This is a genomic window from Amycolatopsis sp. NPDC005232 (assembly GCF_040607795.1).
GTDB lineage: Bacteria > Actinomycetota > Actinomycetes > Mycobacteriales > Pseudonocardiaceae > Amycolatopsis.
Genome location: NZ_JBEXHL010000005.1, coordinates 291,160 through 313,218, shown reverse-complemented (window position 1 = coordinate 313,218; position 22,059 = coordinate 291,160). Strand labels below are relative to the sequence as shown.

Here is a 22,059-nt window from a genome sequence, read left to right as displayed (position 1 = left end):
AAAAATTGTCAATCAGCTGGTGACCACACTGAGCGCCGTCGTGGCAGCGCTCGGCTACGCTTGCCGGACGTCGGTTCGGCGGAAAGCAGGGAGCAATGGCAGCAGGGGCATTGTCGCGCGGTCTGGGTGTTCTGCAGAGCCTCGTCGGGCACGCGGAGGGCGTCCCGCTGGCGCGCATCGCCGAGGAGCTGGACCTGCCGAAAAGCGCCGCGCACCGCATCCTGACGTCCCTCGTCGAGGAAAGGTTCGTACGGCAGCAGATGCCGTCGGGCAACTACGCGCTCACGTTGAAGATCGTGAGCCTCGGGCTGCGCCACCTCGCGAGCAGCACCATTTTCGAACTCGCCGTGCCCGTGCTCGCCCGGCTGGCAGCGGAGTCCGGCCAGCTCGTCCGCCTGGGCCTGGTGGACGGTGAGCAGCTGCTGTGGGTGGCCAAGTCGCAGGGCGCCCGGGCCGGCCTTCGCTACGACCCCGACCCCGACCACGGCTCCGAGGTCCCGTTCGCGTCGTCGGCCAGCGGCGTCGCCTGGTTGTCGCGGCTCACCGACGACGAAGCGCTGCGCCTGGTCGCCCGCCAGGACTACGACGAGCGTTACCCCGCGGGACACAACGCGCCCACCAGCCTGGCCGAGGTCCAGTCCCGCATCCACGAAGCGCGCGAACGCGGCTGGGCCCACGTCCACGACAGCGTCGAAGAAGGCATCTCCGCGATGGCGACCCCCTTGGTCGACCCCGACAGCGGTGCGCCGCTGGGCGTCGTGAGCATCGCCGGCCCGAGTCTCCAGCTGCCGGACGAGCGCATGACGGAACTCGCGCCCCGCCTGCTCGAGACGGCGGCGGAATTGTCGGGGCTGGCGGGCAGTCTGTCGCAGGAGATCCGGACCCGCACCGAACTCGGCGTGTCGAGCTGACCTGAGCGGGTGTCCCGGCGCCCGCACGGGCGGCGAGCACCGGGACACCGCCGCCGACGGCCCGTCAGGCCTCCCCGCCGGTGGTGGGCACGTCGATCCCGTGCAGGACACCCATCCGCTGGAACTGCTTGTAGATGCGGTCGACGTAGGCGAAGAACTCGGGCGACTCGCCCAGCACGATCGGCCGGGGCCGGGGCAGCTCGACCACGACCTCGTCGACGATCTCCCCCGGGCTCGGGCTCATCACGAAGATCCGGTCGGACAGGCCCACCGCCTCCTCCACCGAGTGCGTGATGAACACGACCGTCGGACGGCGCTCCAGCCAGAGTGCTTCCAGGTCGGTTCGCACCTGCAGCCGAGTGAGGGCGTCCAGCGCGCCGAACGGCTCGTCCATCAGGATCACCGACGGGTCGTGCACCAGCGTCCGGATGAGCGACACGCGTTGGCGCATGCCACCCGACAGCTGGCGCGGGTAGCGCGACTTCGCCTGGCCCAGGCGCAGCTGCTCGAACAGCTCGTCCGAACGGGCCTTGAGCCGGGCCTTGTCCAGCCCGCGGATCTCGGCCTGCAGCAGCACGTTCTTCTCCGCCGTACGGAAATCGAGCAGCAGGTGGTCCTGGAACGCGATGCCGACGTCGGTGATCGGACCGTCGACGGTCTCACCGCCCACGGTGATGGTGCCGGTCGAGCGCTCCAGCAGGCCGGCGATCATGAGCATCAGCGTGCTCTTGCCGCAGCCGGACGGGCCGACGACCGAGACGAACTCGCCGGGTGCGATGTCCATCGACACGCTCCGCACCGCCTCGAACGGCTTGTCGGTGTCTTCGCCGAAGACTTTGCTGACCCCGTCGACGACGATCGGGGTGCTCGCCGCCCGGATAGCGGGGCCGGCGGACTGCGCGGCGGTCATGGTCGGGGCCTCCCGGATGCGGGTTCTGCGTGCGGTTTCATCAGACCGGTCCTCACTTGACGGGGCACGGCTGCAAGTCGGCCGGCAGGTAGTCGTAGCTGTAGTACTTCGTCGGGTCGACGCCCTTGGGCAGCAGGCCGACCTGGGAGAGCAGGTCCTGCGTCTTGACCCACTGGGCCGGTTCGGCCTTGCCGAGGAACTTCGCACCGCCCGCGCACATCAGGTTGCTGCCGATGATGGCCTTCAGCTCGGCGCCGGAGGCCTTGTCCGCCTTGGCACCCCACAGCTTCGTCACGTCCGCGGTCGCCTTGTCCGGGTTCGTGGCGGCGAAATGCCAGCCCTGCAACGAAGCCTTGACGAACGCCTTCACCTCGGTCGCGTGCGACGCGGCCCAGTCCTTGTCGGCGAAGATCGACGTGCTGACCGTCGGCACACCGTTGGTCGCGAACGGCGCGACGAACAGCTTCCCGGCGTTCTGTTGCTCAAGCTGCACCTGGTAGGCGTCGGTTGACCCGAGGATGGCGTCGACGCGGTGCTGCAACAGCGACTGGACCAGCGACGTCGGCGCGAGGTTGACCAGGTTGACGTCCTTGGCCGACAGTCCGTTCGCGGCCAGGAACAGCGGCAGCATCGTCGCCTGCGACGACGGCACCGGCGTCCCCACCTTCTTGCCCTTCAGGTCCCGCACCGACGTGATGCCGCTGCCCGGGAGGGCGAGGACGGCGTTCGGATTGGACTGGTAGACCGTGGCCAGCACCGACAGCGGTGCCTGCTTGGCGATCAGCTGCGCGGTCGCGGTGGAGTCGGCGTAGCCGATCGAGGCCTGCCCGGAGGCGACCATCTGCGCGGTCAGCGACGAACCGGTACCGGGCACGATCGTCACGTCGAGGCCGGCGGCCTTGTAGTAGCCCTCCTCGACCGCGGCGGCGAACCCGGCGTTCGAGCCGCCCGGCGGGAAGTTGAGCTGGAAGCTGATCTTCGTCCCGCCGGAACCGTCCGAAGAGGACCCGGACCCGTCGGACGAACAGGCGACGGCGAGACTCACGGAACCGACTGCGGCGACGACGGCCACGGCCCTTCTGAACGCGATGTGCATGGGAAGTCCTTTCGTTGCGGGGAGGGGAGTTTTCGCGAACGACGGCTCAGGTGAGCTTCGCGCGTTGCCAGGGCGTCAGCAGGAACTCGATGAGCTCGACGAGGTAGTTCAGGATCACGCCCAGCAGCGTCAGCAGCACCAGGACCGCGAACACGGTGGTGGAGTCGAGCGTGTTGGTGGCTTGCAGCAGCACGTACCCGAGCCCGCTGTTGGCCCCCACGAACTCGGCGACGATCGCGGCGGTCGCGGCCAGCGTCGCCGACGTCTTGAGGCCGGAGAAGACCACCGGGAGCGCGGCCGGGAACCGCAGGTAGCGGAAGGTCTGCCAGCCGCTCGCGCCCATCGACTTCGTCAGGTACAGCAGGCGGGTGTCCAGAATGGAGAATCCGCTGATGCTGGAAACCAGCAGGGGAAAGAAGGTCATCAGGACCGTGAGCAGGAGCTTGGAGCTGAAGCCGAGCCCGAGCCACACCACGAACAGCGGCGCGACGGCGACCTTCGGCACGAGCTGCACGAGCATCACCGGCGGGTAGATGATCTGCCGGGCCGCGAGCGACCGGGCGACCAGCAGCCCCAGCGGGATCGCGATGACGATGGAGATACCGAAGCCGAGGAGGATCTCGGCGATCGTCGTCTGCGCGTTCTCCCACAGCACGGACCAGCCGGTCACGATCTGCTCGAACACGGCCCACGGGCTCGGCAGCAGGTAGTTGGGGATGTCGAGCACGGCGACGACCAGCGCCCACAGCGCGATGATGCCCAAGAACGTGGCGATCGGGACGACGCTCCAGATCCGGCGGCGGACTCGCTTGCGGCGTGCGGCCTTGCTGCGCTCGCCGTTGCCCCCGGTCACCCGCCGAGTGTCACCCGGCGGCGACGCGTCTCTTGCTGCCGACAACGACGAAGACATTCAAACTCCTTTGTTTGACTGCGAAACCGGCCCAGCGCGACCCGTTGCCGGCACGGCCGTCCTGGGGAGGCCGGGCCGGGCGTCGAAAGTGCACCATACGATGGAACGGCCTTCAAGAGTGGAACACCGTTCTGTTATGATGTCAAACGACTGACGAGAAGACCGGGCACGCGCCGACGACGCCCGGAGACGGCGGCCGGACCTCGGTGCGGCGGAGAGCGGGGAGCCATGCCAGCAGGGGCGTTGTCACGCGGGCTGGCAGTGCTGCAGTGCCTGGTCGGGTCACCGGAAGGCCTGCCGCTCACCCGCATCGCCGAGGCCGTGGACCTGCCCAAGAGCGCTGCGCACCGCATCTTGGTGAACCTCGTCGACGAGGGGTTCGCCCGGCAGCACGAGCCGTCGGGCAACTACGCGCTCACCTTGCGGATCGTCAGTCTGGGCCTCAAACACCTGGCCAGCAGCACGATCTTCGAGCTCGCCGTGCCCGTGCTGGCAAGACTGGCCACCGAATCCGGGCAACTGGTCCGGCTCGGTCTCGTCGACGGCGAACAGCTGCTGTGGGTCGCGAAGTCCCAGGGCTCCCGCGCCGGCCTGCGCTACGACCCCGACCACGGCTCGGAGGTCCCGTTCGCCTCCACCGCCAGCGGCGTCGCGTGGCTTTCGGGCCTCAGCGACAACGACGCTCTGCGCCTCGTCGCCCGCCAGGACTTCGACGAACGCTACCCGGCGGGACACAACGCACCCACGACCCTGGCCGAGGTCCAGTCCCGGATCCAGGAAGCCCGCGAGCGCGGCTGGGCCCGCGTCCACGACAGCGTCGAGGAAGGGATCTCCGCGATGGCCACCCCCCTGATCGACCCGGACACCCGGGCACCGCTCGGGGTCGTGAGCATCGCCGGCCCGAGCCTGCAGCTGACCGACGAACGCATGGAAACGCTCGCGCCACGCCTCGCCGAAACAGCCTCCGAACTGTCGGGACTGGCGGGCAGCCTGACGCAGGAACTGCGCTCCCGCAACGGATTCGGCGTGGCGGGCTGACCCAAGGCGACGAACCTGGTGCGAGAGCGGGATCGCCGGCACGTTCGTCCACCTTTAATGATTCTTTACTTTCTTCGACCGCGAAGCCATACTGACCGCGAGGGGAGTACTTCCGCAGGGGCTACCCGGTCAATACGGACATTCCGGTGATGTCCTCGGGAGCCCGCCCAGGTCGGTGACACGGGGTGTCGGCGGCACAGGGTGAAGGAGACCTCGAACACGCGCGGTATGCGCTCGTTCGAGGAGGTACTTATGCCCGCGGAAGTTGTTGCGGCGGCTCCGGCCGAGTCGGTGGGGTCGCTCTGGTTGTGGCTGATCAGCATCGCAGTCCTGCTTTTGCTGCTGGTCGCCGACTTCATGGTGACGCGGCGTCCGCACGAAGTGTCGATGCGGGAGGCTGTCGGCTGGTCGGTGTTCTATCTGGCACTGCCGGTGGTGTTCGGGGCCTGGCTGTGGGTCGCGTTCGGGAGCGGCCAAGCGGTGGAGTTCCTGACCGGCTTCGTCGTCGAGAAGTCCCTGTCGGTGGACAACCTGTTCGTGTTCATGCTGCTGCTGGCCGCGTTCGCGGTCCCGTCCGCGCTGCAGCAGCGGGTGTTGCTCTACGGCATCGTCGGCGCACTCGTGCTGCGGGGAGCGTTCATCGCGGCCGGCGCCGCACTGCTGGCGGCGGGAACCTGGGCGTTCCTCGTGTTCGGGCTGGTCCTCTTCGCCTCGGCAGTGAAGATCCTGCACCAGGCGCTCACGGACGCCGATGCCGAGCCGGACCCCTCACGGATGCGATCGGTGCGGCTGCTGCGCAGGTTCATCCCGATCACCGACGACTACCAGGGAGCCCGGTTGACCGTGCGCCGGCACGGGCGGCGGGTGTTCACTCCGCTGGTGGTCGTGGTGGTGGCGGTGTTCACCACCGACGTCGTGTTCGCGATCGACTCGGTGCCCGCGGTCTACGGCATCACCGAAGACCCCTATCTGGTGTTCGCCACCAACGCCTTCGCCCTGCTCGGCCTGCGCGCCCTGTACTTCGTGCTGCACACCGCGTTGGCGAAACTCCGCCACCTCAACCACGGCCTGGCCGTCATCCTCGCGTTCATCGGGGTGAAACTGGTCCTGCACTGGGCCCACGGCGTCTGGCCCGCCGTGCCGCAGATCCCCACCCCGATCTCGCTGGCGGTCATCGTCCTCGTCCTGGCCACGGTCATCACCACCAGCCTCCTGCCACGCCGCACACCCGAGCCCGCCGACCATGGACGGGACTGAGCCATGGCAACCGAACTGCTCGTCAACGCCCTGGTCGAACTCTTTGTCACGCTGCTCATCCTCGCCGCGCTGGTGATCACCTGTGCGGCATTGACCCCACCTCGGCCGCCGCGCGGCCCAGGCTCCTGAGCCGGTCGCCGGCGGCGGCTTCTTCGTCGGGCTGACGCTCCGATTCCGACGCTCGACGCAGTCGGCCGGATGGGGCCGGGGGCCGCCGCTCCCGGGTTCGACGTGGCGGCGATGCCGGCATGAGCTTGCTCAGCGAGCTCGGCAAGAGCCACCACGTCAGGCCGCGAGCGGCGCGCTCGCCCTTTCGATGGGCGTCGCCGGCCTCCTCGCCCCGGCCCGCCAAGTGAACCTGATGGGCTTCGACGGCACCGAGGGCAGCACGAAGACCGCCGCGCCTCTGCTGACGCGGGCGTCACCGCCACCGCCATCGGCTGGGGCGGCATCGCGCCAGGCGAGGGTGACCGGCGCGTTCGCCGCCCGCGCCGTAGGCGGTGATACCGGGACGGGTCTTTCGGCTCGGCGGACGAGTTAGCCGAACTTCTCGCCCTGTCACCGAAAGACCCGTCCTCAGGACCGGTCAGGCGATCTCAATCTCAGAGCAGGCAGGACCTAGGCCTGCCCAGTGACGAATTCCGCCGAGTGCTCGTTCCACCAGCGGGCGATATCCGCGCGGCGCGCGAACCAGACGTCACCCTTGGCCTGGGCGTATTCGATGAACTCCCGCAACGCCCCCGTCCGCGCGGCCTGCCCCACCAGCCGGGGATGAAGGCCGATGGACATCATCTTGGGACGCCCCCTCGAGCCTTCGAGCCACAGTTCATCGAAGCCACGCTTCAGGTAGTCGAGAAACAGGCTCGGTGAGCGGGTTCCCTGAATGTCGTTGTAGGTCAGCGAATAGGGGACGACGAGATGCCGGACTCCGCGTACGTCGACGTAATACGGCAGGTCGTCGTTGTAGGCGTCCGAGTCGTAGAGGAATCCTCCGTGCTCCACGACCAGCTCCCGCGTGTTGATCGAGGGGCCGTAGCGGCAGTACCAGCCACTGGGCGCTTCCCCCCACGTCTCCTTGAAAGACGCGACAGCTTTCTTGATCCGGTTCGCCTCTTCCTCGCGCGACAAGCGCCATTGCTCTTCCCAGCGCCACCCGTGCCCGAGCAGGTCGTGCCCGGCTTCCCGTGCCGCCGAGGCGACCTCCGGGTTGCGCTCGAAGGCCACCGCGCAGCCGAAAAAAGTGGCCTTGACGTCGTACTCGTCGAAGAGGCGAAGCAGTCGCCAAACGCCGACCCGGCTGCCGTACTCGTACATCGATTCCTTGGCCAGATCCCGCAGATGAGCCGGAAAGGCGTATTCCACTTCGGCGAGACTGTCGTTCTCGCCATCTCCCATCTCGTGGGAGTACTCGGAGCCCTCCTCGTAGTTCACCACGAGGTTGACGGCCACATTGGCGCCGTTGGGCCACCGGACGACCGGAACATCCTTGCCGTAGCCGACCAGGTTCCGGCTAAGGTTGCTCGAAATTTCTTGCATCGACCTCATATCCTCACTCACGAAATCACTGCCCGGAGCCGTGAAGAACCTCAAGGGGAACCCGATGGGTCTCCGGAACGAACAGCGCCGCCAGCCCCAACCCCACATACATCACGGCCACGATGGCGAACACCCAGAACTGGCCGACACCCTGCAGAAGAGAGCTGGCGATCAATGGAAGAATCGCACCGCCGACAAAACCGGTGTTGACGACGACAGCCGTTCCGAAACTGCGAACCCGGGTCGGAAAGAGTTCCGGCGCCCAGGTCCAGATGGTGGTGTTGACGAGGAGCACGAAGATCTGGAACACAAACCCCAGTGTCAGGATGAGCGCATCGCCCTGAGCGAAGATGGCGAAGGCCAGCACGGCGACGGCACTGCACACCGCACCCACACAGACCACGGTCCGGCGCGAAATGGCAAATCCGCCGTACGAGGCGATCGCGCAGCCGATGAGACCACCCAGGTTCTGCAGCATGGTGAACGTCACGCTGCCCTGCACCGAATAACCCCGGTTGACCAGCATGATCGGCATCAGCAGCACCACACTGAATTGCGCGCCCCACGCCAGGAACGCCGCGATCCCCAAGGCGATGGTGCGCCGGCGAAGTGGCTTGGTGAGGACACTCTTCAACGCCTGAGATGCGGGCCCGTCGCCCTGTGCGCTCTCCGAGACGGCGGCGGTCTGACTGTCGACGTAGGGGTGGATTTCGCCGCTTCGCACGCGCAGCCTGCCGGTCGCCAGGCGGGTGAGAGCCTCGTTCGCCTCCAGGATCTTGCCCCGGCTCAAGAGGTAAGCCGGCGTCTCGGGCAGATACCGCCTGAAGAAGAAGATCAAAACAGCGGGAAGCCCCAGCAAGCCGAAGGCCCACCGCCAGTCGTTGTCACCGGCGCCGACCGCCGAGGCGAACGGGCCGATCACGAACAATGTGTAGGCGTAGGCGAGAAACAAGCCGACGCCCGCGGAGATCGTGTTGAACAGGGAAACGAATACGCCCCGGACCCTGGTCGGGGTCAGCTCGGACAGGTAGGTGAGCCCGACCGCGATCTCGCCGCCGACCCCCAGGCCGGTCACGACCCGGGTGACACCGAGAACGGTCGAGTTCGGCGCCATGGCCGACAGCACCGAGCCCAGGCAGTAGATTCCCAGGCTGACGGCCAGCAGGCTCCTGCGGCCCAGCAGGTCCGCGATCACACCGCCGACGATGCCGCCGATGACAATGGCGATGAGACTTACCGTGGAGAGAAGCGCCAAGGCGGAGGCATCGATGCCGAGATCTTTTTGAAGAGAGGGGCCGAGCGCCGAGAGAATGAGCTGCTCGAAGACCTCGAAGAGGCCGCCCAGCACCACGAGAGCAAGTGCCAGATAGTGGGTTCTGGTGAGCCCCATGCCATCGATGATTTCACCGAGTGACCTGGGTTTTTTGCTCATGGCGGCTTTCGCATCGAATGCCATGATTCTACTTCCTACGGTTGAGTATTGTCTGTCGGGTCCTCAAGCCACCCTTTGGGCGCGCGTTGACGGCCGCGAAGGAGAGGGGAAGGAGAACACGGAAACGAGGTCCTCGCCTCCGGTGTTTTCCAGCGCGTGCCACGAAGCCGCCGGGATGAAAATCGCCTGGCCTCGCTCGAAATCCAGAACGCCTTGGTCGGTGTGCAGCCGACCAGCCCCTTGGGCGACGTACATGACCTCGGAAGTGGCGTGCGCGATCGTGTCGGTCTTGGGCGATCCTGGTGGGATCGTCACCACACCGAGGCAGTTCTGGATCTCGGGGACGTCGGCCGCGCTCAGCAACAGGCCGTCGGCCGGCGGGTTCGCGGGATCGTAGGTGACCTGGACGTACTTTCCCGTGACACTGTCAGTCATGATTCCTCTTCTGGGATGCGGTCAGAGACCTGGCCACTCGACCCCCGCCTGTCCGGGGAAGAGCTGTTCCTTGTTCAGCCGCAAGTGATCCCTCATGGCATCCTCCGCACCGCGCGGGCCATCACTGCGAATCGCGTCGAGGATGCGCTGGTGATCGTTGATCAGCTTGAGGCGATTTTCGCGGTCCTGCAACACGATCTGGTTGATCAAGACCCACAACGGCTGCCGATCGATCTCGACCAGTTCCAACGCGAAGTGGCTGAGAATGTGATTCGGGCACATCGCGGCCAAGTCGGCGTGAAACGCCATCGAGTGGTTGACGAAGTCGGGAAGCTGCGCCGGCTCGTCGATCAGGCCGGCGGCCAGGTCGACCTCGTGTTGCACCTTGTCCAGGTCGAGATCACCGGGATTTGCCGCGAGCAGGCGGGAAAGCGGCGGCTCGACCACCAGCCGTGCGGCGATGACGTGCTCGGGCGTTGAGCCGATCTCACGTCCGGAGCCCTTGAACAGCCCTCGGCTCAGGTCCGCCACGTAAGTACCGTCGCCGTGCCGCACCACAATGGCACCGCTCAATTCCAGCGCGAACAGTGCCTCGCGCACACTCGCCCTCGACACCTCGAACTTGGCGGAGAGATCGCGGTCCGAGGGCAGTCGAGCCCCAGCAGTCCAACCCCCCTGCTGGATCTCACTCAGAAGAGCCTGAGCCACACGCAAGTACCGCCGCTGCGGCAACGAGGCCCGCTCGGAGTGGTCTGAAGACTGCATCCCGAGAGATTAGACCAGTGTCCCGGGCCGCACAAGAGTCGGCACATAGGACTTTCGAGGCCAGATTAGACTCCCCGGACCTGCGGATATTACGGAAAGTGCGCAACGGACCGCGGACCGGAACCGCCCCACCGCGGGTGCACGGAGCTCACCTCACCCGAGCCGACCGGAGTTGAACGTTCGCCGGGAACGCCGGTCAAGTTGACATCTACGACGTGGCGCCAGTCTGTTGCAAAGCATCGAGAACAGCGCGCAAGTGCCGGCGCGTCGCGTCGGCTGCTCGGTCCGCGTCTCCGTCGCAGATCGCGGAGATGATGGCGAGGTGCTCGGTGAGGGATTCGCGCGCTCGGCCTGGCCGTGTGGTGAGGCGGAAGCGGTGCAGCACGGACTGCGCCCGCAGGCGTTCCAGGATGCGCGTCGCCGTGTGGTGAGCGCTGAGCTTTCGCACGAGTGTGTGCAACTGGTGGTTGAGTTCGGACTGCCCGGCCAGATCCGCGTCGTCGACGGCGACGCGCATGGCGTCCCCGAGTGCGTGCAGGCCACGACGCTCGGACGCGTCGGCCCGCAGCGCGGCGAGTGAGGCACACAACGGTTCGAGCATCAGGCGCACGTCGCAGATCTCGACGGCCTCGTCCAGCGACACCGCGCGGACGCGGGCTCCCCGATTCCGGACCCGCTCGATCAGCCCTTCGTTCATCAGCTCCAGCAGCGCGAGCCGGACCGCGCTGCGGCTCGCGCCGAACTGGTCGGCCAGGTCGCTTTCGACCAGCCGCTGGTTCGGCACGAACTCACCCCGGAGGATCGTGTCGCGGATGGCGTCGCTGATCGCAGGGGCCGCCGTGGGCCCGAGCGGCTGTTCTCGTTCTTCCGCGGACGGCCACGTCGCACCTTCGGTGTCCACCACGTCAGGCTGCACGCGACATCACCGGCCCAGCGACCGGCCCCGACAGTTCCCTTAACCGAGCAGCCGCAACGCTGCCGGTCCCCGCTCCGTGCTCACCCAAGCCGATCACCTCGTCGAAACGAAACTCCACGCGGCCCGGCCGCACGCGTCACGAAGCCGGCGTGCGACCGAGCGTCGTCCTGGGCAGGCCGCCCAGCTCGCTGAGCTTCTGCAAGGACCCGACCAGGCTCGACAAGTGAGCTCGCATCGCGGCCTCGGCCCGGTCCCCGTCCCCCGAGGCGACCGCCTCGATGACACTGACGTGCTCGGCGAGCCCTTCCTCGATCCGCCCCGGCAGCAACGACACCTGGAACTGGTACCGCACGCTGGGGTAGCGCAGCCGTTCCAGCACCTCGGTGGCCGTCCGCTGGTCGCCCAGCTCGCGGATCACGTGGTGCGATTCCTGGCTGATGTCGTTGTAGGCGGCGATGTCGCCGGCCTTCACCGCCGCGCGCATCGCCTTGGCGAGCTTCTGAAGGCGGCGCCGGTCTTCCGCACCGATCGCCGACGCGGCCTTGCGCGCGCACAGCCCCTCGACCACGGCGCGCACCTCGGTGATCTCGATCGCCTCGCGCAGCGAGATCGGCCGCACCGACGCGCCGCGGTTGCGCTCACGGATCACGAGGCCCTCGTTCTCCAGCATCACCAGGGCCTCGCGCACGCTCCCGCGCGACGATCCGAACGCGGCCGCGAGGTCGACCTCGACGAGCCGCTGGCCGGGAAAGAGCTCGCCGTGGACGATGGCGGTCCGCAACCGGTCGACGAGCGTTTCTCGGTTTTCCACAGGCGGCCGCCCTCCTTTCCAGGCCGGCCGTCCAGCCGGATCGTTGCCATTTTACCCTAACAGGATCGTTGGCAATCTGATTGGACGATCGGGTGTTTCACCGTCGGCTCAGTGCGGTTCGTCGTGTGCGTCGACCACCGACAACGCCCGCCCGGGCACCGGGACCGACACCTCGTCGCCGGGACGCACGTCCGAGTGCCGGGCCGATCGGCACTCGATGCGCTCGTCGCCGACCGCCACGATGTGCCGGATGCACTCGCCCTCGAACGACTGGGCGACCACGGTGCCGGACAGTTCGTTGGCCCCCGGCGAACCGGGGGTGCCGTCAGCGCGTCGCCGCGGCTCGAGGTCTTCGGGGCGCAGCACGAGAACGACGTCGGTGAGGCCGGCCGGGACCGCTTCGTCGAGCACCAGCGGCCCGATGTCCGTGAGCACCGTCCGGCGGCCGGAGCCGTCGTCGATCTTCGCCGACAGCAGGTTCGGCGACCCGATGAACCGGGCCACGAACAGGTTCTCCGGATTGTCGTAGATATCGCGCGGGGTGCCCTGCTGCATGATGCGGCCGCCGCTCATGATGGTGATCACGTCGGAGATCGCCAGCGCCTCGGCCTGGTCGTGGGTGACGTAGAGGGTGGTCAGCCCCAGTTCGCTCTGCAACCGCTTCAGCTCCAGGCGCATCGACGCGCGCAGCTGGGCGTCGAGGTTGGACAATGGCTCGTCCAGCAGCAGCAGGCGCGGCCGGCCGACCATCGCGCGGGCGAACGCGAGGCGCTGCTGCTGGCCGCCGGAGAGCTTGGTGGCCGACCGGTCGATGGCCTCGCTCAGCCCGACCGATTCCAGTGCCGCCACCACGAGCTTGTCGACCTCGGCCTTGGGCCGCTTGTCCCGGCCCACCCGCATCGGGAACGCGACGTTCTGCCGCACGGACATGTGCGGCCAGATCGCGTAGGACTGGAAGACCATGCCGAGCTTGCGCCGGTCCGGGGAAAGGTCGACGGACCGCTCGGCGGAGAAGAGCGTGTCGCCGCCCAGCTCGATCTCGCCGGAGTCCGGGTGCTCGAGCCCCGCGACCGAACGCAGCAGCGTGGTCTTGCCGCACCCCGAGGGCCCCAGCAGCGTGTGGAACTGCCCCTCCTCGACGCGCAGGCTCACCCCGCCCAGCGCGGGACGGTGCTTGTCGACGTCGATTCCCCGCCGCCGCAGCCGGCCGGACGAGGCGGGATCGTACTTCTTCACCACGTCGTTGATCTTGAGCATCACTTCGACCGCCTTGGGTTCGGGCTACTGGTTGCGCACGCCGCGGCGCGCCGAGATGAGCTGCGAGATGACGACCAGGACCGTCAGCACGACGACGAGGACCACGCCGATCGCCGACACGAGGGTGGTGTTGCCGTCCTGGTACTCCTGGAAGATCGTGACGGAGAGAACTTCCTTGCCCGGGGTGTAGAGCAAGATGCTGCTCTGCAGCTCCCGGAAGCTGACGATGAGGATGTAGACCCATCCGCCGATCAGGCCCGGCGCGGCCAGCGGGAGCAGCACGCGCCGCATCGTTTCGAACCAGCGGGCCCCGGAGACGTGGGCCGATTCCTCGAGCTCGGCCGACACCGTCGAGAGCGCGGAGCCCGCGTAGCGCATGCCGTAAGGGATGAACCGGGTCGTGTACGCGATGAACAGGATGACCAGCGTCCCGTAGATCGGCAGCGACGTCCGCAGGTACACCACCGCCAGCGCGACCCCGAACACGAGACCGGGGATCACCAGCGGAGAGAACGCCAGCGCGTCGAGCAGCCGCCGGCCCGACGACCTCGTGCGGACCACGACCCAGGACGCGACCGCGGACAGGACCATCGCCGCGGTGGCCGCGCAGACGGCGACGATCGCGGTGTGCTCGAACGAACGGATGATCCCGCTGTCGCCGAACAACGTGCGGTAGTTGTCCAGGTTCAGATCGCCCAGCGCCTGGAGGCTGGGTTGTTCGTAGTTCTTCAGCAGCGAGGAGTAGAGCAGGACCAGCAGCGGCAGCGCCACGGCGAGGACGAAGTAGCCCAGCACGAACAATGCCGCGACCCACTTGCCCCGGCCGAGTTTCTCGCGCCGCGGGCGGAACGCCTTGCCGCTGATCGTCCCGGACTCGCGCAGCGACCCGCCGGCGCGCCCGGCCAGCCAGACGCCGACGCACGCGATCACCAGCAGGCCGATCCCGATCGCCCCGATCGCCTGGTAGTCGGTGGGATATTCCTGGTACAGGTAGTAGAGCTTGCTGGTGAGCACGTAGTGACCGCCCGAGAGCCCGAGGAACGTGGGGATCTCGAAGACTTCCAGCGACTGCACGAAGACGATGAGCGCGGCGCCCGCCAGCGCGGGCTTGACCATCGGCAACGTGATCCGGGTCAGCACCCGCCACCGGCCGAGCCCGGCGACCCTCGCCGCCTCCTCCATCGACGGGTCCGCGGCCCGGAAAGCCGCCGACAGCAACAGGAAGACGATCGGCGCGGAGTGCAGGCTCTGCACCCAGATCATTCCCCACACCGAGTAGACGTCGAACGGCCGGATGCCGAACAGGAACCCGGTGACGTTGTTGAGCAGGCCGATGTTCGAGCTGCCGAGGAAGATCCACGCCGGCGCGTACAGGATCGCCGGGATGATCAGCGGGATCAGGGCCGAAAGGCTCAGCAGTCGCCGGAAGGGGACGTCGGTGCGCTCGGCCAGGTAGGCGAACCCGCCGCCGATCACCATCGACACGACCATCGAGCCGAAGGCGAACGCCAGCGTGTTCCCGATCATCGCCCAGGTGTCGGAGTCGTTCGGGAACGCCCGCGCGAAGCCCCCGAGACCGGCCGAGCCGTCGTCGGCGACGAAGGTGCGCCAGAGCAGGAAGCCCAGCGGCACCAGGACGAGGTAGCCGAGCAGCAGCACGACCACCGCCACAACCACGTGCTTGGCCTCGATGCGGCCGAGTACCCGGCGCAGTAACCCGGGGCCCGGCCCGGGGTCGTGACCGGCAGGCGGCCGGTCGAGAACGGTCTGGGTCATCGGGGAAGCACCGGATCCTTGCCCTTGAGCAGGTTGCTCCACGCCTCTTGCCACGCGTTGCCCCGGTCGGAGGCCAGGGTCCGCCAGTCGTCGTACACGAAATCGGTTCCTTCCGGCAGGCGCGGCCGGTAGCCCGGGATCGCCGCGGGGTTGGTGGGGATGTACCCGGCGTCGTGCAGGTACTTCTGCGCCTCGGTGAGGTAGTAGTCGCAGAACAGCAACGCGGCCGCCGGGTGGGCGGCGCCCTTCATCGGGTCGGCCCCCAGGATCTGCAGCGTCACGGGGTCCATGGCCGGCTGGAACGAAAGGTCCTTCGCGCGGCTGGGCACGTACTGGAGGAAGTCCGACAGGAAGACCGGGAAGTCGCCCGCCTGCAGCAGCGTCGTGTTGGAGACGTGGCCGTCGACGACCCGGAAGTTCTTCGCGACGCGCTTCATCATGGCGGCGAAGTCGTTGTCGGACATGCCTTTCTGCTTTGTGTAGTAGTTGTACAAGTCCTCGTACCAGTTGAAGTCGCCCTGGTCGACCGCGACCTTGCCCTGCCACTTCGGATCGGCATAACCCGCGAGGTCGGGCGGGACCTGGCCGGGCTGGACCAGCCGCACGTTGTGGATCGGCAGGGTGGCGATGTAGTACGCCCCGACCATGTCGTCGGTCTTCGCCTCGGCCGGGATCGTGCCGGCGATGTCGCTCGTGTACGGGGCGATCAGTCCTTGCTGGCCCAGGATCGCCATCTCGGAGTCCTTGGTCTCGACCACGTCGTTCAGGACCCGGTGCGCGCCCGCTTCCTGCAGGACGCGCCCGCGGACCTGTTCCGTCGTCGCGCGGTAGACCGCGACGTCGATCCCGTATTCCTTCTCGAACGCGGGGACGATCTTCTTCTCGATCGCGGTGTTGGTGACGTAGATGACCAGCTGGCCCTCGGCCTTGGCGGCGTCGACGAGCTGGTCGTGGCGCGATTTCCCCTTCATGGCGGCGAATTTCGCGTAGACCGCGACCGCCTCGGTGTTCACAGGGGGAAACCCGCACGCCGCCGTCAGGCCGCCGAGGCAGGCCACAGCGAGCAGGCAGGCAAGGCGCTGCCGCGGCTTCTCGAGCATCGTTGCTCCTCATTCCGGTGACGGCTGCGCTCCGCGCACCCGCGTACAGAGACTACGTGATGTCGAACAATATGACTAGCAATATTGTTGGACAATCAGAGGTCTACGACGAGCTCGGAAGTGGTGGCCCTGCTGCAGCAGAGCGTGATGACCGATCCGGACGCCTTCTCCCGCGGAGTCAGCACGACGTCGCGGTGGTCCGGCGTCCCCGCGAGGACCCCCACCACGCAGGTGCCGCACACGCCCTGCTCGCACGCCGTCGGGACGAACACGCCCGCGCGGTCGAGGACCTGGGCCGGAGTCTCGGTCGCGCCGACCTCCACGGTCACCTTGCTCCGGGCCGCGGTCAGCACGAACGGACGCCCTTCGGTGTCGGCCTCGTGCTTGAAATGCTCGACCCGGAACGCCTCGGCTCCGATCCCCGCGGCGAGCGCGCCCTTGCGCACGTAGTCCATGAACGGCTCGGGCCCGCACACGTAGACCGTCGAGTGCGGACCGGCCGCGCGCAGTGCGTCCTCCGGGGCGAACGTGCTTCCGTCGGAGTCCGCTCCGACGTGCAGGGCGCCGGCGGGGACGAGGGACTCGAGCTCGGCGGTGTAGACCGCCCGGTCGGGCGTGCGCACGCGGTAATGGAACTCGAAGCCGGCGTGGCGCGCGGCGAGCCGGCGAGCCATCGCCAGCAGCGGCGTCACACCGATGCCACCCGCGATCAGCACCGCGTGCGCGTCGTCCTCCCCCAGCTCGAAGGTGTTCTTCGGCTCGCTCACGAGGATCCGGTGCCCGGGCCGCAGCCGCTCGTGCACGAACCGCGAACCGCCCCGGGAGTCGGCGGTCTTGAGCACCGCGATCTTCGCCGTCTCGGCGCCCGCGGACGCGGACAGCAGGGAGTACTGCCGGATCAGGCCGTTGGGCAGGTGCACGTCGACGTGCGCTCCCGGCCCGTGGCCGGGCCACGGGCTGCCGTCGACCGGGCGCAGCTCGACCTCCAGCACACCGTTCCCGACGATGCGCCGCCCACTGACCTCGACCTCGATCGTCCCTTCCGGCGCGGTCACGAACCCGTTCCCATGCGGTCGGCGGCCAGCCGCACGACCTGGCGCGACGACAGTGCCAGCAACGGGTGCGCCCCGGCCTCGACGAGCGCGTCGAACCCCGGTTCCCGCAACGCGTCCTGGAAGCGGGTTTCGAGGCCGCTGGCGGTGATCACCGCGTCGGCGTCGCGCGCGTAGTCGTCGCGCAGCTGCTCCTCCACGATCAGGCGGTGGAGGAAACGGTTGAGCGGCAATGACTCCGGCTCGGGGAACTTGTAGTAGATGAAGTCCTCGCTGATGAACTCGTACCCGCCGTACTTCGGCACCGACACCTCCCGGCTCGCCTCGTGCACGGTGTCGTCGGCGGCCTTGGGCAGGAACTGGACGACGCCCTGGCCGTGGTGGGCCAGCTCCTGGTACGAGAGCAGGTGCCCGGGCAGCTCGCCGATGATGCCGAGCAGCACGAACCAGGTCAGCAGCTCGCTTTCGCCGACCTCGTCGAGGTTGACGGGGGTGAGGTCGAGCAGGTCCTGGTAGCGGCCGGCGGCGGCCTCCTGGATGACCCAGCGGTCGAACTCGTAGTTCGGGGCCAGGTAGCGGGAGGTGCCCGGGAAGTGGGACATGCCGCCGCTCGCGATGATCGCGATGCGCTCGTCCCGGGTCTCCAGCGCGCGGCCGATGGCCCGGCCCAGCTCGTAGCAGCGGCGCGGGCTCGGGATCGGCGGCAGGTAGGTGTTGACCAACAGCGGGATCACCGGGGCGTCGGTCTTGCCGAGGATGTACTTGAACGGCGTGAGGAACGCGTGTCCCAGCACCGCTTCCTGGGAGTAGGTGACGTCGAAGCCGTCGGCGATCACCTTCTTCAGCAGGTCGACGGCGACCTCGGTGTGCACCTTCTTCTGCATCCGCTGTTCCATGTAGTGCGCCTCGCACTCCTGCGAGACCACCATCGTGAAGGTCGGCACCGCCTCCAGCCAGAAGGTCTCGAGGTGGTCGAGACCGATGACGAGGACCGCGTCGGGAGCGGCTTCCTCGATGGCGGCGCCGAACGCCACCAGCGCGTCCGTGCTCTTGTCGAGTTTGTCGAGCTCCTCGTGCTGGGGCCGGCTCAGCAGCTGCGGCGCGTGGACGGCGGCCGCCGCGGCGACGATCTCAGCCATGCGTTTCTCCTTCGTGCGGATGGGGGGTGGGGACGGGCGCGGTGGCCTACAGGTCCAGGGTCTGCGGGGCGAAGACTTCGTCGAGCGGCACCTCGCGCACGACGATGCCCTGCTCGACCACGTACTGGCGAAGCCGGTCGAGCATCGTGCGGTTGGCCTCCATGCCGTAGGGCACGGGGTCGGTCGCGGCGAGCCGGCGGGTGGCGTCCGCGGTCGCGGGATCCAGCAACCGCCACGGTTCGAAGCTCCGCGCGGCCTCGGCCAGCACGGCGGCCTTGGCCTCGGTGAAGGCCGAGTACAGGTTCAGCGCCAGCCACGGCAGCTCCTCGGCGAGCTCCCGGCGCACGGCGACGCAGTGCGTGGCGTGCAGCCCGGTGCCGCCGGCGAGGTAGCGGGCGCGTTCGGCCTCGGGGTCGAACAGCCGGCGGACCCTCAGCTCGGCTTCGCTGCGCTCGGGCGAGCGGTCGACGAGGTTCTTCTCCGACAAGTACAGCAGGGATCCGGCGAGATAGTCCTCGGCGAGCAGGGTGCCGATGTTCTCCTCCGGGGACATGACGTCGACGCGCACGCCCTCGGGCGGCCGGAAGTCGGTGGCCGCGCCGTGGCTGTGGGCGGCGCCGCGTTCCATGACCCAGTGGACGTCGGCGGGATCGACACCGAAGTCGTGCTGCAGCACGCCGCGGCTCCACACCGCGGAGGTCTGCTGGTACTCCGGTACACCGATCTTCCGCCCGCGCAGGTCCGCGGGGCTCTCGATACCCGAGCGCTCGCCGACGACGATGCCGAGGTGGCACAGCGTGCGGGTGGTGAACACGGGCAGCGCCACGAACCGCCGGTCGTTCAGCGAGGCCAGGCGGAAGCAGGTCGACAGCGACGCCTCGAAGACGTCGAACTCGGCGAAGTGCAGCTGCCGCCAGAACAGCTCCGACGGGTGGTAGGACAGCAGCGTCGAGTCGACGCCGGCGATCCCGACGCGACCGTCGAGCAGCGGGCGGGTGAACGTGTTGGCGGTGAGGGCGACGGTGAGCCGGCGCGTCATGCGCTCTCCCCCGCCTTGTTCAGGATGAGCAGCAGGTAGCCCGTGGTCGAGGAGTTGTAGATGATCGGCTGGATCCGGTCGAAGGTCCACCCCTCGGCGACGGCGTTGTTGAGCTCGCGTTCGAGCTCTTCGGACACGGCCTCGGGCGTGAGGCCGGTGGCGCGGATGGTCACGATCTTGTAGGTCATGGGTCGCTTTCGTGAGTTCGGCGGTGGCTCAGTACCAGGCGGACTGCAAGTCCTTGGCGGCCTCGCGCCATTCGTCGCCCTCGGCCACGAGCAGGTCGGCCGCACGGGTGTCGCGGTGGTCTTCGGGGCCGGCACCGACCATCGGCTCCCCTCGCTCGGCGCGGTCGGTCGCGTCAAGCAGGAGCTTGCGGGCGGTCGTGATCGCCAGGTCGGTGCTGCCGAGCGCTTCCTTGCTGCGGTCCACGATCCGGCCCATGCCGGTCTGGATCGCGAAGTCCTGGGTGTTGACGCCCTCGATGCCGGTGAAGGTTCGCGTGCGCTGCACCTCGCGGTCGATCATGAAATCGTTCTCCGGTTCCCGGACCAGCCAGTAGGTCCCGGGTTTGAAGTCCTGCGGGCCGCGGCCCATCTCGTCCTCGTGCTCGGCGAACCACCCCTGTGGCATCGGCTGCTCGGGCCGCGCGGAGTACACGAAGTTGTAGATGGCGGTGTTGTGGTCGTCGATCGGCACCCAGATGTGACCGTGCAGCGCGGGGTACTCGGCGTCCTCACCTTGTCCGTGCCAGCTCAGCAGCACACTGCGGATCTGCATGAACGGCATGGCGAACTGGTACACGCGCAGGTACCGGCGCCCGCCGCCGACGCGGCGCAGGCTCGCGTAGGTGAACCCGTGCGGCTGCAGCTGGACCTCGAGCTTCGGGTGCCGGTCCAGCGCCCGCAGCGACTTGGTGTTGGACAGGTCGTTGTTGTGCGCGAACGAGGAGTGGGCGGTGTCGATGCCGCCTTCGATCGCCTGCAGGTAGTTGCACGGCTCGTTGGTCTTCGAGACGCCGCGGTGCGTCTCGGGCGCGCGCAGCCATTCGTAGTCCGGCGGTTCGGGCATGGTGTCGACCGGTCCCATGTAGGTCCAGACGATCCCGCCGGCCTCGTACACCGGGTACGCCTTGATGCCGGCGCGGAACCGCAGCCGCGCACCTGGTTCCTCCGAAGGCGTGTCGAGGCAGTTGCCGTTCACGTCGAACTTCCAGCCGTGGTACACGCAGCGCAGACCGCATTCCTCGTTGCGGCCGAAGAACAACGGCGCCCGCCGGTGCGAGCAGTAAGCGTCGAGCAGACCGACCTCGCCGTTGGAGTCCCGGAACGCCACCAGGTCTTCGCCGAGCAGCCTTACCCGCACGGGCGGGCTGTCGGGCTCGGGGACTTCTTCGGACAGGACTGCCGGGATCCAGTACCGGCGGAAGACCTGCCCCATGGGGGCCTCGCCCTCGACCCGGGTGAGCCGTTCGTTCTGTTCACGCGTGATGCGCATCTTGCCTCCGAGGGGAACTGTCAGGCTGCGGTGTCCAGAGCAGCGCGGGGTGTCACGGCCGCGCGACGGTGACGGTCGCGTGGATGACGTCGGCGACGGGCCCGTGACCACCGGTGGAGAGGATGGCGTCGGCCACCCGGTCGTACGGCACCGTCATCGTCGCGAGTGGACGGACGAGCTCGAGGTTGTCCTGCAGGATGCCGAGGGCCGACTCCACCGCATCGAAACTGTGCCCGCGCATGCCTACCACGGTCAGGCACTTCCGGGACAGGGCCCCGAGATCGACTCCGTCCTGCGGCTTCCGCTCGCGCACGGGCATGACCAGCCGGCCCGATTTGCGCAGCATGGCGATCGCGTCGTTGAACACCGCGGCCGTGCCGGACGCGGTGTTGACGACCAGGTCCACGCCCTCGCCGCCGGTGGCGTCCCGAACCCGCTCCACCAGGTCGGGGCCGCTGGTGAGCGTGTGGGTGGCACCGAGGGACCGGGCCGCTTCGAGCCGCACACCGTCGCGTTCGAGACCGACCGCGACGATCACCGACGCGCCGGCGATCCGGGAGGCCAGGACGCACCCGAGGCCCTGCTGGCCCGGTCCGATCACGACGACCGCGGAGCCGGGGCCGGCGCCGCCGCTGCGGTAGGCCCACTCGTACCCGTTGGCCACCGGCAGCGCCATGGTCGCGATGTCGGACGGCAGCGAGTCCGGCACGCGGTGCAGCACCGTGCGCGGGTGCAGGTACTGCACCTCGCTGAACCCGCCCCACAGTCCCGGCGCCACGGTCAGCGCGGTGGTCCCGTACCGCAGCGCGTCCGGGGTCGCCGACGGATCGGATTCGAGGCACCACCGGAACTCCGCCGACCGGCAGAACCGGCAGTGTCCACAAGGGAGGTACTCCTCCAGCAGCACGCGGTCCCCCGGTGCCACGCCCCACCTCGCGACCGCCGACGCGGTCGCGTCCGCAATGACCCCCACGGTCTCGTGGCCCATGACGCGAGCGGGCTCGTCGGCCCGGTCGAAGGAAACCACGTCGGAACCGCAGATCCCCACCGCCTCGACGGCGAGCAGGCCGTCGCCGCCGGTCAGGTCCGGGACGGGGAGCTCGCGGAACTCGACGGTCCGGCGGCCGGTCGTCACCGCGGCCCGGGCCAGACGCTCGTTCGGCACTGAAGGTGTCCTTCCCT

General features: G+C 68.3%; 22 protein-coding genes. 4 read left to right on the top strand and 18 right to left on the bottom strand.

The window, feature by feature from the left end:
* Window positions 1-95: 95 nt before the first annotated feature.
* Entirely contained in the window at window positions 96-911 is an 816-nt protein-coding gene (locus ABZU76_RS12860) for an IclR family transcriptional regulator (RefSeq protein ID WP_354868232.1), read from the top strand.
* A 64-nt stretch (window positions 912-975) separates the two neighbouring features.
* Here ABZU76_RS12860 and ABZU76_RS12855 read toward each other — a convergent pair whose 3' ends face one another.
* Genes ABZU76_RS12855 through ABZU76_RS12845 form a run of 3 tightly spaced genes read right to left on the bottom strand, consistent with a single transcriptional unit; the run spans window position 976 to window position 3,770 of the window.
* Entirely contained in the window at window positions 976-1,821 is an 846-nt protein-coding gene (locus ABZU76_RS12855; RefSeq protein ID WP_354868230.1) for an ABC transporter ATP-binding protein, read from the bottom strand.
* A gap of 52 nt (window positions 1,822-1,873) precedes the next feature.
* Window positions 1,874-2,917, bottom strand: a complete 1,044-nt coding sequence (locus tag ABZU76_RS12850) for an ABC transporter substrate-binding protein (protein WP_354868227.1) — start codon at window positions 2,915-2,917, stop codon at window positions 1,874-1,876.
* A 46-nt stretch (window positions 2,918-2,963) separates the two neighbouring features.
* Window positions 2,964-3,770, bottom strand: coding sequence for an ABC transporter permease (locus ABZU76_RS12845; protein ID WP_354868224.1), 807 nt, complete (start codon window positions 3,768-3,770; stop codon window positions 2,964-2,966).
* Window positions 3,771-4,055: 285 nt separating this feature from the next.
* Between ABZU76_RS12845 and ABZU76_RS12840 the strand changes: the two genes are divergently transcribed.
* The 3 genes from ABZU76_RS12840 to ABZU76_RS12830 all read left to right on the top strand — a co-directional run bounded on the left by ABZU76_RS12840 (window position 4,056) and on the right by ABZU76_RS12830 (window position 6,251).
* Window positions 4,056-4,865, top strand: coding sequence for an IclR family transcriptional regulator (locus tag ABZU76_RS12840; protein WP_354868221.1), 810 nt, complete (start codon window positions 4,056-4,058; stop codon window positions 4,863-4,865).
* A 252-nt stretch (window positions 4,866-5,117) separates the two neighbouring features.
* Window positions 5,118-6,122 (top strand): TerC/Alx family metal homeostasis membrane protein, encoded by a 1,005-nt coding sequence (locus ABZU76_RS12835; RefSeq protein ID WP_354868219.1) that lies wholly within the window; start codon window positions 5,118-5,120, stop codon window positions 6,120-6,122.
* Window positions 6,123-6,125: 3 nt separating this feature from the next.
* Window positions 6,126-6,251: a hypothetical protein gene (locus ABZU76_RS12830; RefSeq protein WP_354868217.1), complete on the top strand. Its 126-nt coding sequence runs from the start codon at window positions 6,126-6,128 to the stop codon at window positions 6,249-6,251.
* Between the two features lie 489 nt (window positions 6,252-6,740).
* Here ABZU76_RS12830 and ABZU76_RS12825 read toward each other — a convergent pair whose 3' ends face one another.
* The 15 genes from ABZU76_RS12825 to ABZU76_RS12755 all read right to left on the bottom strand — a co-directional run bounded on the left by ABZU76_RS12825 (window position 6,741) and on the right by ABZU76_RS12755 (window position 22,042).
* Window positions 6,741-7,658 (bottom strand): polysaccharide deacetylase family protein, encoded by a 918-nt coding sequence (locus tag ABZU76_RS12825; RefSeq protein WP_354868215.1) that lies wholly within the window; start codon window positions 7,656-7,658, stop codon window positions 6,741-6,743.
* A gap of 25 nt (window positions 7,659-7,683) precedes the next feature.
* Complete coding sequence (locus ABZU76_RS12820) at window positions 7,684-9,114, bottom strand: MFS transporter (protein ID WP_354868212.1); 1,431 nt, start codon at window positions 9,112-9,114, stop codon at window positions 7,684-7,686.
* A gap of 39 nt (window positions 9,115-9,153) precedes the next feature.
* On the bottom strand, window positions 9,154-9,525 hold the full coding sequence (locus ABZU76_RS12815; RefSeq protein ID WP_354868210.1) for a cupin domain-containing protein: 372 nt from the start codon (window positions 9,523-9,525) through the stop codon (window positions 9,154-9,156).
* A 21-nt stretch (window positions 9,526-9,546) separates the two neighbouring features.
* Window positions 9,547-10,290, bottom strand: coding sequence for a GntR family transcriptional regulator (locus ABZU76_RS12810; protein WP_220241725.1), 744 nt, complete (start codon window positions 10,288-10,290; stop codon window positions 9,547-9,549).
* A gap of 208 nt (window positions 10,291-10,498) precedes the next feature.
* Window positions 10,499-11,191 carry a GntR family transcriptional regulator gene (locus ABZU76_RS12805; protein WP_255638155.1) on the bottom strand — a complete coding sequence of 231 codons (693 nt, stop codon included), beginning with the start codon at window positions 11,189-11,191 and terminating at the stop codon, window positions 10,499-10,501.
* Between the two features lie 151 nt (window positions 11,192-11,342).
* Window positions 11,343-12,017: a GntR family transcriptional regulator gene (locus ABZU76_RS12800; RefSeq protein WP_354868206.1), complete on the bottom strand. Its 675-nt coding sequence runs from the start codon at window positions 12,015-12,017 to the stop codon at window positions 11,343-11,345.
* Between the two features lie 108 nt (window positions 12,018-12,125).
* Complete coding sequence (locus ABZU76_RS12795) at window positions 12,126-13,274, bottom strand: ABC transporter ATP-binding protein (protein ID WP_354868432.1); 1,149 nt, start codon at window positions 13,272-13,274, stop codon at window positions 12,126-12,128.
* 24 nt (window positions 13,275-13,298) lie between these two features.
* Window positions 13,299-15,050 (bottom strand): iron ABC transporter permease, encoded by a 1,752-nt coding sequence (locus ABZU76_RS12790; RefSeq protein ID WP_354868204.1) that lies wholly within the window; start codon window positions 15,048-15,050, stop codon window positions 13,299-13,301.
* Window positions 15,047-16,150, bottom strand: a complete 1,104-nt coding sequence (locus ABZU76_RS12785; protein ID WP_354868202.1) for an ABC transporter substrate-binding protein — start codon at window positions 16,148-16,150, stop codon at window positions 15,047-15,049. The genes ABZU76_RS12790 and ABZU76_RS12785 overlap by 4 nt, the downstream gene beginning before the upstream one ends.
* Window positions 16,151-16,245: 95 nt before the next feature.
* On the bottom strand, window positions 16,246-17,205 hold the full coding sequence (locus ABZU76_RS12780; protein WP_354868199.1) for a PDR/VanB family oxidoreductase: 960 nt from the start codon (window positions 17,203-17,205) through the stop codon (window positions 16,246-16,248).
* Window positions 17,202-18,341, bottom strand: coding sequence for a hypothetical protein (locus ABZU76_RS12775; RefSeq protein WP_354868196.1), 1,140 nt, complete (start codon window positions 18,339-18,341; stop codon window positions 17,202-17,204). The genes ABZU76_RS12780 and ABZU76_RS12775 overlap by 4 nt, the downstream gene beginning before the upstream one ends.
* Before the next feature lie 46 nt (window positions 18,342-18,387).
* Entirely contained in the window at window positions 18,388-19,380 is a 993-nt protein-coding gene (locus ABZU76_RS12770; protein ID WP_354868193.1) for an ABC transporter substrate-binding protein, read from the bottom strand.
* Window positions 19,377-19,568 (bottom strand): hypothetical protein, encoded by a 192-nt coding sequence (locus tag ABZU76_RS12765; RefSeq protein WP_220241733.1) that lies wholly within the window; start codon window positions 19,566-19,568, stop codon window positions 19,377-19,379. Before ABZU76_RS12765 ends, ABZU76_RS12770 begins: the two co-directional genes overlap by 4 nt.
* Window positions 19,569-19,596: 28 nt before the next feature.
* Entirely contained in the window at window positions 19,597-20,877 is a 1,281-nt protein-coding gene (locus ABZU76_RS12760; RefSeq protein ID WP_220241734.1) for a Rieske 2Fe-2S domain-containing protein, read from the bottom strand.
* Window positions 20,878-20,929: 52 nt separating this feature from the next.
* On the bottom strand, window positions 20,930-22,042 hold the full coding sequence (locus tag ABZU76_RS12755) for an alcohol dehydrogenase catalytic domain-containing protein (RefSeq protein ID WP_354868190.1): 1,113 nt from the start codon (window positions 22,040-22,042) through the stop codon (window positions 20,930-20,932).
* Window positions 22,043-22,059: the final 17 nt, after the last annotated feature.

Bases quoted from the DNA above. Each gene is read 5' to 3' on its own strand.
- ABZU76_RS12825 (WP_354868215.1), bottom strand. From the start codon at position 7,658: ATGCAAGAAATTTCGAGCAACCTTAGCCGGAACCTGGTCGGCTACGGC.
- ABZU76_RS12840 (WP_354868221.1), top strand. From the start codon at position 4,056: ATGCCAGCAGGGGCGTTGTCACGCGGGCTGGCAGTGCTGCAGTGCCTG.
- ABZU76_RS12850 (WP_354868227.1), bottom strand. From the start codon at position 2,917: ATGCACATCGCGTTCAGAAGGGCCGTGGCCGTCGTCGCCGCAGTCGGT.
- ABZU76_RS12815 (WP_354868210.1), bottom strand. From the start codon at position 9,525: ATGACTGACAGTGTCACGGGAAAGTACGTCCAGGTCACCTACGATCCC.
- ABZU76_RS12795 (WP_354868432.1), bottom strand. From the start codon at position 13,274: ATGCTCAAGATCAACGACGTGGTGAAGAAGTACGATCCCGCCTCGTCC.
- ABZU76_RS12860 (WP_354868232.1), top strand. From the start codon at position 96: ATGGCAGCAGGGGCATTGTCGCGCGGTCTGGGTGTTCTGCAGAGCCTC.
- ABZU76_RS12765 (WP_220241733.1), bottom strand. From the start codon at position 19,568: ATGACCTACAAGATCGTGACCATCCGCGCCACCGGCCTCACGCCCGAG.
- ABZU76_RS12835 (WP_354868219.1), top strand. From the start codon at position 5,118: ATGCCCGCGGAAGTTGTTGCGGCGGCTCCGGCCGAGTCGGTGGGGTCG.
- ABZU76_RS12785 (WP_354868202.1), bottom strand. From the start codon at position 16,150: ATGCTCGAGAAGCCGCGGCAGCGCCTTGCCTGCCTGCTCGCTGTGGCC.
- ABZU76_RS12830 (WP_354868217.1), top strand. From the start codon at position 6,126: ATGGCAACCGAACTGCTCGTCAACGCCCTGGTCGAACTCTTTGTCACG.
- ABZU76_RS12820 (WP_354868212.1), bottom strand. From the start codon at position 9,114: ATGGCATTCGATGCGAAAGCCGCCATGAGCAAAAAACCCAGGTCACTC.
- ABZU76_RS12770 (WP_354868193.1), bottom strand. From the start codon at position 19,380: ATGACGCGCCGGCTCACCGTCGCCCTCACCGCCAACACGTTCACCCGC.
- ABZU76_RS12810 (WP_220241725.1), bottom strand. From the start codon at position 10,290: ATGCAGTCTTCAGACCACTCCGAGCGGGCCTCGTTGCCGCAGCGGCGG.
- ABZU76_RS12760 (WP_220241734.1), bottom strand. From the start codon at position 20,877: ATGCGCATCACGCGTGAACAGAACGAACGGCTCACCCGGGTCGAGGGC.
- ABZU76_RS12790 (WP_354868204.1), bottom strand. From the start codon at position 15,050: ATGACCCAGACCGTTCTCGACCGGCCGCCTGCCGGTCACGACCCCGGG.
- ABZU76_RS12775 (WP_354868196.1), bottom strand. From the start codon at position 18,341: ATGGCTGAGATCGTCGCCGCGGCGGCCGCCGTCCACGCGCCGCAGCTG.
- ABZU76_RS12855 (WP_354868230.1), bottom strand. From the start codon at position 1,821: ATGACCGCCGCGCAGTCCGCCGGCCCCGCTATCCGGGCGGCGAGCACC.